This window comes from Xanthomonas graminis pv. graminis, assembly GCF_030168915.1.
Taxonomy (GTDB): domain Bacteria; phylum Pseudomonadota; class Gammaproteobacteria; order Xanthomonadales; family Xanthomonadaceae; genus Xanthomonas_A; species Xanthomonas_A translucens.
In genome coordinates this window covers 900,967-912,290 of the sequence record NZ_CP076255.1, presented here as the reverse complement: position 1 = coordinate 912,290, position 11,324 = coordinate 900,967, and the positions used below count along the sequence as shown (strand labels likewise).

Here is an 11,324-nt window from a genome sequence, read left to right as displayed (position 1 = left end):
GCCGTTCTGGTGCAAGCAAGCGAGGGCCGCATGGCCGAGATCCTGGTCCTGTACTACAGCCGTGGCGGTTCGGTGGCACGCCTGGCGCGGCAGATCGCGCGCGGTGTCGGCGAAGTGCCCGGCATGGTCGCGCGCCTGCGCACGGTGCCGCCGGTGGCCGCGGTCACCCAGGCCAGCGCGCCGCCGGTCCCCGACAGCGGCGCGCCGTACGTGGACGCCAGCGACCTGCGCGACTGCGTCGGCCTGGCCCTGGGCAGCCCGACCCGGTTCGGCAACATGGCCGCACCGGTCAAGCACTTCATCGACGGGCTCGGCGCCGAATGGGCCAGCGCCACCCTGGCCGGCAAGCCGGCGGCGGTGTTCACCTCCACCGCCTCGCTGCACGGCGGCCAGGAAGCCACGCTGCTGTCGATGCATCTGCCACTGCTGCACCACGGCTGCGTGATCGTCGGCATTCCCTATACCGAACCGCTGCTCAGCAGCACGCGCAGCGGCGGCACCCCGTACGGCGCCAGCCACGTCGCCGGCGCCGACGACGACCCGCAACCCAGCGAGGAAGAAGCGCAGCTGGCGCGTGCGCTGGGCCGGCGCCTGGCCAGCATCGCGCAACGCCTGGCGGCGCCATGAGCACCGCCCGCCTGCGTTATGCGCTGGCAACCACGCTGCTGGTCCTGGCGCTGCTGTACGCGGCCTGGTTCCACGACGACCGCCACCGCCTCGCCGCGCTACTGGTGTTCGCGCTGCCGCCGCTGCTATTGGCGATCGGGGTGCTGCGCGGCTCGGCGGTGGCACGCTTCTGGGCCGGCGTGTTCGGGCTGTTCTGGTTCAGCCACGGGGTGATGGCCGCCTGGAGCCATCCGCCGCAGCGCACCTATGCCTGGGCCGAACTGCTACTGGCGCTGCTGGCGATCGGCCTGTCCAGCGCGCCCGGCATTCGCGCGCGCTTCGCGCGCAAGCGCGGCGCCAAAGCGTCCGGCGGCGGCACGCCCTGAGCGGCCGCCGCCGGCCTGCCGGTATCATGGCGGCCTCGCGCGACCGCGGCCGCGCCCCGTCATGTTCTAGGAACCGGCAATGGAAGAACTCCTGATCGTCACCACCGGCGGCACGATCGACAAGATCTATTTCGACGACAAGTCCGACTACCAGATCGGAGATCCGCAGATCGGCCAGATCCTCAAGGAACTGGGCGTGACCTTCCGCTTCAGCGTGATCCCGATCATCCGCAAGGACTCGCTGCACATCACCGACGAAGACCGCGAACTGATCCGCGCCACCGTCGCCGCGCAGTCCGCGCGCCATGTGCTGCTGACCCACGGCACCGACTCGATGGTGCAGACCGGCAAGGTGCTGCAGACGATCGCGGACAAGACCATCGTGATGACCGGTGCGCTGAACCCGGCGCGCTTCCGCGGCTCCGATGCGGAATTCAACATCGGCTGCGCGGTCGGCGCGGTGCAGTCGCTGCCGGCCGGGGTCTACATCGCCATGAACGGGCAGATCTGGGACCCGCAGAAGGTCCGCAAGAACGTGGCCGCGAACCGCTTCGAACCGGCCTGAGCCGCCATGTCCAAGGCCACCCGTGCCACCCGCGCATTGGACGCGGCCGGCGTCGCCTATCGCCTGCATCCCTACGACTACGCAGCCGAAGCCGGCGCCAAGGGCCTGCGCGGCGCAGGCGCTGGGCCTGCCGCCTGCGCGGGTGCTGAAGAGCCTGATGGCCTGGGTCGACGAGCGCGCGGTGTGCGTGGTGGTGCCCTCCGATCGCCGCGTGCAGCTGAAGAAGCTCGCCGCGGCCGGCGCCGGCAAGTCGGCGCGGATGATGGAGGTGGCCGAGGCCGAGCGCCGCAGCGGCTACAAGGTCGGCGGCATCAGTCCGCTGGGCCAGCAGCGGCCGGCGCCGGTGCTGGTCGAGCAGTCGGCGCTGGCCCCGGGCAGCGTGTGGTTCAACGCCGGGCAGCGCGGCTTGCTGTTGGAAATCGACGCGGCGCGATTGCTCGACGCGCTGCAGGCGCGCGCCTGCGACCTGTGCGAATGACGCCGCTCAGTAGCTGGCGGTCACGCCCACCCCGGCCACGGCGGTGACCGCCTTCACCCGCACGTAGTAAGTGCCGGCAGGCAGGTTGAGCGTGCAGCTCTCGGCATTGGCCGCGGCGATCGAGCGGCAACCGTACAGCGTATCGGTCGGCAGGCTCCCGCCGCGCAGGGACAGGTCAGCGTTGCCGCTGCCGCCGGCCAGAGACAGCTTCAGCCAGGGCGTGCCGGCCGGTACGCTGACCTGGTAGTACAACGAGGTCCCCGCCTTCAGCGCCAGGTTGCCCAGCGGCACGCCGCGGACCAGGGTCTGCGCCTTCAGCGTGGCCGCCACCGCCGCGCCGGCATTGACCAGGCCCGCACCGCAACCAAGCGTGCAGGCCACCGGCAACGCACTGGCGGTTGCCTTCAAGCGCGCCTCCAGCAGCGCCGGGGTCAGCGGGTTCAGCGATGCCGACAGCACCAGCGCGGCCACGCCGGCCACATGCGGCGCCGCCATCGAGGTGCCGCTGTAGGACGCGTAACCGGCCGCGGCCGGGGCCAGGTTGCCGGCATTGAGGGTGGACAGGATGCCCTGCCCCGGCGCGGCGACATCCACCCCGGCGCCGTAATTGGAGAAGCTGGCGCGGGCGCCGGCCCAGGTGGTCGCGGCCACCGCGATCACGTTCGGGCAATTGGCTGGCACGCTGCCGGCGACATTGCTGTTGCTGTTGCCGGCGGCGACCACCACGTTGCTGCCGCGCGCCACGGCGGCGGCGATCGCGCTGGCCATCGTCGCCGAACAGGCGCCGCCGGCGCCCAGCGACAGGTTGATCACCTGCGCCGGGGTCGGATTGGCCGGAACGCCGGCGACGCTGCCGCCCGACGCCCAGACGATGGCATCGGCGACATCGGACAGGTAGCCGCCGCACTTGCCCAACGCACGCACCGGCAGCAGCCTGGCATTGAACGCGGTGCCGGCCACGCCGGCGGCATTGTTGGTGGCCGCGGCGATGGTGCCGGCAACGTGCGTGCCGTGCCAGCTGGACGCCGCACCGGGTGTGCCTGCAGCGCAGGTGCCGGCCGCGTAGCCGTCGCCCGGATCGGTCGCATTGGCGTCGCGGCCGCCGCCATCGCCAGCGACCCGTGGATCGCTGATGAAGTCGTAGCCGGGCAGCACGTTCGCGGCCAGGTCCGGATGCGTGGTGATGCCGGTGTCGATCACCGCCACCACGATGCCCTTGCCGCTGGCCACATCCCAGGCGGGGCGCACGTTGATTGCGGCCGATGTGGTGCCGAACGCCCACTGCTGCGACAGGCCCGGATCGTTCGGCACCAGCGTCGGCCGCAACAGCAGGTCCACTTCCACGCTTTTCACCGCCGGATCGGCCGCCAGACGGCGCATCAGCATCTCGGCCTCGACCCGGTCCAGCGCGCGGTCGGCGCCGACCACATCGGCGCCGGTCGCCAGGCGCCGCAGCGCGGCCAGGCCGAGCGCGCGGCCGCGCCGCGCCGGCACGATGCCTGCCGCATCGGCCAACGGCAGCGCGCGCGCCGACCGCGCGGGACCGACGCCGTCGCGGTAGGTGACGATGAAACGCTGCGGATTCGGCGTCGATGCCAGACCCTGCAGGGCGATCTCGCCAGCGGCGGCGCTGCCGGCGCAGGCCGCCAGCAGCATGGCGGAGACGATCGCGGCGCGGCGACCGCGGCAAGACAATGCACGCTTGGACATCGGACGTTCCCCCTGTAACGCATGGCGCAGTCGGCCGTGCCTGGCGCCGGGCGGGACACCGCGAAGCGCGCTTGGGCCGCGAAGGTATCGCCGCCGCAGCCGGTGAAGACGGTCCTGCGTCCTCCATATCGGCGCTGCCCGTAGACAACGTAGGGGGGAGTGCTGCCAATATTCCGATATGTGACAGCAAGCCACTCGTGTTGCGGACTGCACAGGCAGATCTCCGCGCAGTCGGCGACGACGGCGGACGCCACGCAAAAGAAAACCCCGCGCCGGGGTGCGGGGTTTTCGTCTGTGCAGCATCCGGGGCGTCCTGCCCTGCCGCTGCGTGCGTCGGCCGATGCCGACGCGGCGCCGCCGTCCAGGCGGACGCCGCGCAGCGGACGGATCAGTAGTTCGCGGTCAGGGTGACGCCCGAGAACGTGCTGTACGCCTTGAGCCGCACGTAGTAGGTGCCGGCGCTGGGCGCGTTGAAGGTGCAGGTCTCGTTGTTGCCGTTGAGATACGGACGGCATCCATAGGTGCTGTCGGTCGGCGCACTGCCCAGCCGCACGTACAGATCCGCATCGCCACTGCCGCCGGAGATGGTGACGGTCAGCGAACTGACCCCGGACGGCACCGTCACGGTGTAGTTCAGCTCCGAGCCGCTGCTGGCGCCCAGCCCGCTGACCGGCACGCCATCCTGCAGCGTGTTGCCGCTGGGCGGCGTGCTGCCGCCGCCCAGCGCGGCGGTCACCGCGGCGTTGGCGTCGAGCAGGCCGGCGCCGCAGCCCTGCGAGCAGGAGAAGCTGGCCGCAGTGCTCTTGATGGTGCTCTCCACCTGCGCCGGGGTCAGCGGGGTCGGGGCGACCGACTGCATCAGCGCGACCACGCCGGCCACGTGCGGCGTCGCCATCGAGGTGCCGTTGTAGCTGGCGTAGCTCGGGTTGCCCGGAGTGGTGGTGCCGTCGTTGAGCGTGGACAGGATGCTCGACCCCGGCGCGGAAATGTCGACGCCGCTGCCGTAGTTCGAGTAACTGGCCTTGGCCCGCGAGGAGGTGGTCGCGGCCACCGCGATCACGTTGGCGCAGTTGGCCGGCGACGAGGTGGAGACGCTGGCCGAACTATTGCCGGCCGCCACCACCACGGTGGTGCCGCGGCCGACCGCAGCGTTGATCGCATTCTGGTAGGTGGTCGAGCAGGTGCCGCTGCCGCCCAGCGACATGTTGATCACTTCGGCCGGGGTGGTGTTGGCCGGCACGCCGCTGACGGTGCCGCCGGACGCCCAGGTGATCGCGTCGGCGATGTCGGAGGTGTAGCCGCCGCACTTGCCGAGCGCGCGCACCGGCAGGATCTTGGCATTGAACGCGATACCGGCCACGCCGGTGCTGTTGTGGGTCACCGCGGCGATGGTGCCGGCCACATGGGTGCCGTGCCAGCTGGAATTGGTCGCCGGCGAACCGGAATAGCACTCGTTGGCCGCGGTCCAGTCGCCCTGGTCGGCCGGGTTGTTGTCGCGGCCGTTGCCATCGCGCGCCATGTCCGCATCGCTGACGAAATCGTAGCCCTGCAGGATGTTGGCGTTGAGGTCGGGATGGCTGGTGATGCCGGTATCGATCACCGCCACGACCACGCCGGTGCCGGTGGCCTGGTCCCAGGCCGGGCGTACGTTGATGCCGGCGCTGGTGGTGCCGAAGGCCCACTGGTTGGACAGGCTGGGATCGTTCGGGGTCAGCGCGATGGTCATGCGCTGATCGATTTCGACGGACTCGACGTTCGGATCGGCCGCCAGTTGGCGCATCAGCGCCTCGGCCTCGGTGCGGTCCAACGGCCGGTCGGCCTTGATCACTTCCGAGCCCACCGCCAGGCGGCGCAGGCTGGTCAGCCCCAGTGCGCGGCCGTTGTTGGCCGGCATCGCTGCGGCGACCGATTGCAGCGTCGAGCGCAACGACGGCGAAGTGGCGGCAGCACTTGCGCTGGCGACGGAGGCAGCGTCTTTGGTCTTGACGATGAAACGTTGCAAGGTCGGCTCGGCGGACAGGCCGGAGAGGTTGACGTCGCCGGCGAATGCCGGCGTCGCCAGCAACAGCGAGGTCACTGCGGACGCTCCAAGCACGATCAGCCAAGGACGCTGGCGCGAACCACGTTGCGAAATATCGGACATTCGAAACTTCCTTTTCGTTGATTGCCACCTGACGGCGATTTTTCGCGCTGCAAAGGCCAGAACAGGCACGGACTCCGAACGCAGCGCGATTCCCAGGCCGGCCCTCTGTTGCCAGCCGTTCATCCAACGCTATCTCAATACAGGCGCGTATGGACGGAGCACTGATCGTCCAAAATCCATAATTGTGACTTAGTTCACTCTATGATGCAGCGTCCACTTCGCTTTTCGCGACAAATCAATGCGCGAACTGCAGACAGTTTCTGAAAATTACTGTAATGCGCGGAGTGATCACGCGCGACACAGGATCGGCCTGGGCCGGACAATCGTGTCTTGGCTACCGGCGCCGCGGGGCTGACGCGCCCACGGCGGCAACGCCGCGGGGTGCGGCGCGCTTGCGCAAGGAAGATCGACGCTGGGCGCAGCGGTTGCCACGCCCAGCTCGGCGCCCACCAGTGGCGGCGGGCGAAGAACGCCGGGACTCAGCCCAGCCGCAGCAGCCAGCCGTGGCGGTCGGCCACGCGGCCGTACTGGATGTCGGTCAGTTCCTGGCGCAGCGACAGGGTCACCGGGCCGGCCGGCGCGGCGAGATCGCCGACCGCGAAGTCCTTGCCCTTCAACTGGCCGATCGGGGTCACCACGGCGGCGGTGCCGCAGGCGAAGATCTCGGCGATCTCGCCCGAGGCCACGCCCTCGCGCCATTCGTCGATGCTGACCTGGCGCTCGACCACGTGCATGCCGCGATCACGTGCCAGCTGCAGGATGCTGTCGCGGGTGATGCCCTCAAGGATGCTGCCGGACAGCGCCGGGGTGACCAGGCTGCCGTCGCGCATCACCAGGAACACGTTCATGCCGCCCAGCTCTTCCAGGTACTTGCCCTCGACCGGGTCCAGGAACAGCACCTGCGAGCAGCCCTGCGCCTGCGCCTGCTGCTGCGGCAGCAGCGAGGCGGCGTAGTTGCCGCCGCACTTGGCCGCGCCGGTGCCGCCCTTGGCCGCGCGCGCGTAGTCGGTGGACAGCCAGATCGCCACCGGCGCCACGCCCTTGGCGAAGTAGGCGCCGGCCGGGCTGGCGATGACGTAGTAGCCGGCCTTCTGCGCCGCACGCACGCCCAGGAACGCCTCGTTGGCGATCATGAAGGGGCGGAAATACAGGCTGGTCTCCGGCGCCGACGGCACCCACGCGGCATCGACCGCGATCAGCTGACGCAGCGATTCGACGAACAGGTCCACCGGCAGGTCCGGCAGCGCCAGGCGCTGCGCCGAGCGCTGCAGGCGCTTGCCGTTGGCGTCCGGGCGGAAGGTCCAGATCGAACCGTCGGCATGGCGGTAGGCCTTGATGCCCTCGAAGATCTCCTGGCCGTAGTGCAGCACCGAGGCGGCCGGATCCAGCGCCAGCGGGCCATAGGCGCGGACCTGGGCATCGTGCCAGCCCTGCTCGCGGTCCCATTCGATGGCGACCATATGGTCGGTGAAGTAGTTGCCGAAGCCCGGCGCGGCGAGAATCTGCGCGCGCTCGTCGGCGCTGCGCGCGGTGGTGGACGGGATCAGGCGGAACTGCGAAGACGGCTCGGTAGCGGACACCGGGGTTTCCTGTGGTAGTCGAGGGACGGCCGTGCCGCTGCATCATCCGAGCGCAGCGGCGGCGCCCTGTCCCGGCCCCAGGTCGCGCAGTCGCGCGGGTCAGAGCATGCCGGTTTCGAGGCGCGCGGCCTCGGACATCATATGCCGGCCCCACGGCGGATCGAACACCAGTTCGACATCGGCCTCGGCGATGGTCGGGATCAGCTCCAGCTTGCTGCGCACGTCGTCGACCAGGATCTCGCCCATGCCGCAGCCCGGCGCGGTCAGCGTCATCTTCACCTCGACCATGCGCTGGCCGTCCTCGCGCGGCTGCACGCCGACCTCGTAGACCAGGCCCAGGTCGACGATGTTGAACGGGATCTCCGGATCGAAGCAGGTGCGCAGCTGTTGCCAGATCAGCGCCTCGACCTGCTCGTCGCCGGCGCCTTCCGGCAGATCCAGGCCCGGCGGCGGTTCCTTGCCGATCGCGTCGCCGTCCTTGCCGGCGATGCGGAACAGGTTGCCTTCCACGAAGACCGTATAGCTCCCGCCCAGCGCCTGGGTGATGTAGCCGTAGCTGCCGGCCGGCAGGGTCACCGCGTCGCCCTGCGGCACCATCACCGCCGCGCAATCGCGTTCGAATTGGACAGGTTCGCTGCTGCGTGAGTACATGGGGGCGATATGGGGGCTGGCCCCGCCGGTGCAAGTCGCCCAGTTTATCCGAGTGCGCGGGGAACGCGGTGGAGGGTATCCTGTGTCGATTCTCAGGGAACATCGCATGCCGCCCTCCTCCACGCCGGCCAGGACTTCGCACTGGCTATGGCCCTTGCTGCTGTGCCTGGGCTGTTTCACCGCCCTGATCGCCTGGATGCTGGTCGCATTGAGCCTGGGCCACCAATCCGGCTGGATGGCGGTACTGGTGGCGCTGGAGGTCGCGTGGATGCTGCGCCTGGGCAGCCTGCCGCGCGGCAGGCTGCGCATCGCCGTGGCGGTGCTGGCCACCGCACTGGTGATCGTCGCCGCCAACTGGGGCATCGCCGCCGCGCACGTAGGCGCGGGACTGGGCCTGGATGCGTGGGATTCGTCGCTGAAACTGGGCGCGCGCTACGCGTGGACGCTGACCGTGCTGGCCAACCGCCCCGGCGACGTGCTGTGGCTGGGCATCGGCCTGATCGTGGCCTATTTCAGCGCGCGTTGAGGGAGTGGTCGCGGCTGAAGCCGCTCCTACAAGGAGCCGGCAAACCCTGTAGGAGCGGCTTCAGCCGCGACAGCATCCATCGGCACCGATCGCCGGCGCCGGTTCAATGCCCGCCGTCGAGCGCCTTCAATTCGCTGACCAGCGCGCCGGCCGCCTCGGCGCCGTCGCCGTACAGCATGCGCGTGTTGTCGGCGTAGAACAGCGCGTTCTCGATCCCGGCAAAGCCGGTGCCCTTGCCGCGCTTGATCACCACCACGTTCCTGGAATTGACCACGTCCAGGATCGGCATGCCGAAGATCGGGCTGGCCGGATCGGTCCTGGCCACCGGGTTGACCACGTCGTTGGCGCCGATCACCAGCGACACGTCGGTGCTGGGGAACTCGGGATTGATGTCGTCCATGTCGGCGATCAGGTCGTAGGGCACGCCGGCCTCGGCCAGCAGCACGTTCATGTGCCCGGGCATGCGTCCGGCCACCGGGTGGATCGCGAACTTGACCTTGACCCCGCGCTCGATCAACCGCTGCGCCAGCTCCCAGATCTTGTGCTGCGCCTGCGCCACCGCCATGCCGTAGCCGGGCACGATCACCACGCGCTCGGCGTAGGCCATCATCGCCGCCACGTCGCCGGCCTCGATCGGCTTCTGCGCGCCGCTGATCTCCTGCGCCTGGCCGCCGCCGCCGAAGTTGGAGAACAGCACGCCGCTGATCGGCCGGTTCATCGCCTTGGCCATCAGCCGGGTCAGCAGGATGCCCGCCGCGCCGACCATCATGCCGGCGATGATCAGCGCCTCGTTGCCCAGCACGTAGCCCTCGAACGCCACCGCCAGGCCGGTGAAGGCGTTGTACAGCGAGATCACCACCGGCATGTCGGCGCCGCCGATCGGCAACGTCATCAGTACACCCAGCGCCAGCGCAACCGCGAAGAACGCCACGATCGCCAGCGGGCTGAGCCCGATCGCGGCCCAGGCGCCCAGGCCCAGCATCGCCACGAACACCAGCAGGTTGAACCCCTGCTGGCCGGGGAAGGTGACGCGCTTGTCCAGCCGCCCGTCGAGCTTGGCCCAGGCGATGACCGAGCCGGACAACGAGATCGCGCCGATCGCCGAGCCGACGATGGCCAGCGCCAGCGTGGTCGCGTCGGGCTGGCGCGCGGCCAGCGCGGCGATTGCGCTTTCGCTCCAGTGCGAGGTGTCGCGGTGTGCCAGGAACGAGAAGCGCAGCAGTTCCACCGCGCCGATCGCCGCCGCCGAGCCGCCGCCCATGCCGTTGTACAGCGCGACCATCTGCGGCATGTCGGTGATGGCGACCTTCTCGGCCGAGAACCAGGCCGCACCGGTGCCGATCGCGATCGCCAGCAGGATCAGCGGCAAGTTGTGCAGGCCCGGCAGCAGGAACGTCGCCGCGGTCGCCAGCAGCATGCCGAACCCGGCCCAATGGATGCCGCTGCGCGCGGTCTTGGGCGAGGCCATGCGCTGCAGGCCGAGCAGGAACAGGGTGGCGGCCACCAGGTAGCTGGCCTTGACCAACCAGGACAAAGCCTCGGCAGTGGTCAGGGTCACGGCCTGGACTCCGGCTTCTTGCTGGACTTGAACATCTCCAGCATGCGCTCGGTGACCACGTAGCCGCCGGCCGCGTTGCCGGCGCCGAGCAGCACGGCGAGGAAGCCCACCGCCTTCTCCAGCGTGGTGTCGGCGTGGCCGAGCACCACCATCGCGCCGATCAGCACGATGCCATGGATGAAGTTGGAACCGGACATCAACGGGGTATGCAGGATCACCGGCACCCGCGAGATGATCACATGCCCGGCGATGGCCGCCAGCATGAAAATGTACAAGGCCACGAAACCGTCGTTCATTCTCGCTTCTCCCGGGCGCCGCGCCCGACCGCCGCAATCATAACCGGCTGCTGAATCGGCGGGCGATGGCCGCCGGGCGGGTCTCGCTTGCCCGGCCTGGGCCGATCGAGCGCACGCCCCAGGCCGGCCGCCATCGGTAGACATCGACCCGATGCCCGGTCAACCCCGGCGCCGGCAAGACGTTCTCCACGGTATCCCCGCGCCAGGAAGCTAAGCTGTGCTGGTGAGCACGCCCGCCCTCGAATCCCCATCGGCCGACAGCGACAGCGACGACGCCATGCGTCCGCTGCCGGTGTCGCTGGACGCGTTCCTGGCCGAGATCGGCCCGCGCGCGTTCCGCTTCGCCGAGGCCGGCCTGCGCCAGCGCGAGGATGCGCTGGATGCGGTGCAGGACGCGATGATCAAGCTGCTCGCCTACCGCGAGCGGCCGGCGCAGGAATGGACCCCGCTGTTCTGGAGCATCCTGCGCCGGCGCATCATCGACCTGCAGCGCCGCCGCGGTTTCCGCCTGCGCTTCTGGGCGCCGGCCAGCGAGCGCAGCGAGGACAGCCAGCCGGACTGGGCCGACGAAGGCCCGACCCCGGCGCAGCGCCACGAGCAGCGGCAGACCCATGCGCGGCTGGTCGCGGCGTTGCGCGCCCTGCCGGCGCGGCAGCGCGAAGCCTTCACCCTGCGCGTGCTCGAGGAGCTGGACGTGGCCACCACCGCACGCGCGATGGGCTGCTCCGAAGGCTCGGTCAAGACCCATCTGTCGCGCGCCCGCGAGGCGTTGCAGAAACATCTGGAGGACGTCCGGTGAAACCCGACCCCACACATTCGGCCACA

Annotated in this window: 11 protein-coding genes and 1 pseudogene; 6 read left to right on the top strand and 6 right to left on the bottom strand. The window is 69.9% G+C overall.

Annotated features, from left to right (window positions below; genetic code table 11):
* Window positions 1-30: 30 nt before the first annotated feature.
* The 4 genes and pseudogenes from wrbA (at window position 31) to KHF85_RS03905 (ending at window position 2,035) form a co-directional block, all read left to right on the top strand.
* The gene (gene wrbA / locus KHF85_RS03920; protein ID WP_284568608.1) at window positions 31-627 is read left to right on the top strand and encodes an NAD(P)H:quinone oxidoreductase; all 597 of its coding nucleotides are present in this window, start codon (window positions 31-33) and stop codon (window positions 625-627) included.
* Window positions 624-992, top strand: coding sequence for a DUF2069 domain-containing protein (locus KHF85_RS03915; RefSeq protein ID WP_284568607.1), 369 nt, complete (start codon window positions 624-626; stop codon window positions 990-992). Before wrbA ends, KHF85_RS03915 begins: the two co-directional genes overlap by 4 nt.
* Window positions 993-1,071: 79 nt before the next feature.
* On the top strand, window positions 1,072-1,557 hold the full coding sequence (locus KHF85_RS03910) for an asparaginase domain-containing protein (protein WP_064539500.1): 486 nt from the start codon (window positions 1,072-1,074) through the stop codon (window positions 1,555-1,557).
* 6 nt (window positions 1,558-1,563) lie between these two features.
* Window positions 1,564-2,035 (top strand): annotated as a pseudogene (locus KHF85_RS03905) (aminoacyl-tRNA deacylase).
* 6 nt (window positions 2,036-2,041) lie between these two features.
* Here the strand turns inward: KHF85_RS03905 and KHF85_RS03900 are convergent.
* The 4 genes from KHF85_RS03900 to sufT form a co-directional block, all read right to left on the bottom strand.
* Window positions 2,042-3,745, bottom strand: a complete 1,704-nt coding sequence (locus KHF85_RS03900; RefSeq protein WP_409976651.1) for a S8 family peptidase — start codon at window positions 3,743-3,745, stop codon at window positions 2,042-2,044.
* Between the two features lie 388 nt (window positions 3,746-4,133).
* A complete protein-coding gene (locus KHF85_RS03895; protein WP_284568606.1) occupies window positions 4,134-5,888 on the bottom strand; it encodes a S8 family peptidase in 1,755 nt (584 codons plus the stop codon).
* A gap of 479 nt (window positions 5,889-6,367) precedes the next feature.
* Window positions 6,368-7,435 carry a branched-chain amino acid aminotransferase gene (locus KHF85_RS03890; protein ID WP_409976690.1) on the bottom strand — a complete coding sequence of 356 codons (1,068 nt, stop codon included), beginning with the start codon at window positions 7,433-7,435 and terminating at the stop codon, window positions 6,368-6,370.
* A gap of 132 nt (window positions 7,436-7,567) precedes the next feature.
* The gene (gene sufT / locus KHF85_RS03885; protein ID WP_237652197.1) at window positions 7,568-8,119 is read right to left on the bottom strand and encodes a putative Fe-S cluster assembly protein SufT; all 552 of its coding nucleotides are present in this window, start codon (window positions 8,117-8,119) and stop codon (window positions 7,568-7,570) included.
* Between the two features lie 106 nt (window positions 8,120-8,225).
* Between sufT and KHF85_RS03880 the strand changes: the two genes are divergently transcribed.
* Window positions 8,226-8,645 carry a hypothetical protein gene (locus KHF85_RS03880; RefSeq protein WP_009578036.1) on the top strand — a complete coding sequence of 140 codons (420 nt, stop codon included), beginning with the start codon at window positions 8,226-8,228 and terminating at the stop codon, window positions 8,643-8,645.
* 103 nt (window positions 8,646-8,748) lie between these two features.
* On the opposite strand, the gene KHF85_RS03875 is transcribed toward KHF85_RS03880, so the two are convergent.
* Both KHF85_RS03875 and KHF85_RS03870 read right to left on the bottom strand, forming a co-directional pair.
* On the bottom strand, window positions 8,749-10,203 hold the full coding sequence (locus KHF85_RS03875) for an NAD(P)(+) transhydrogenase (Re/Si-specific) subunit beta (protein ID WP_284568604.1): 1,455 nt from the start codon (window positions 10,201-10,203) through the stop codon (window positions 8,749-8,751).
* Complete coding sequence (locus KHF85_RS03870) at window positions 10,200-10,499, bottom strand: NAD(P) transhydrogenase subunit alpha part 2 (protein WP_009578032.1); 300 nt, start codon at window positions 10,497-10,499, stop codon at window positions 10,200-10,202. Before KHF85_RS03870 ends, KHF85_RS03875 begins: the two co-directional genes overlap by 4 nt.
* A 217-nt stretch (window positions 10,500-10,716) precedes the next feature.
* On the opposite strand from KHF85_RS03870, the gene KHF85_RS03865 reads away from it, so the two are divergent.
* Window positions 10,717-11,298, top strand: coding sequence for an RNA polymerase sigma factor (locus tag KHF85_RS03865; RefSeq protein WP_009578030.1), 582 nt, complete (start codon window positions 10,717-10,719; stop codon window positions 11,296-11,298).
* The last annotated feature ends 26 nt before the right edge of the window (window positions 11,299-11,324 follow it).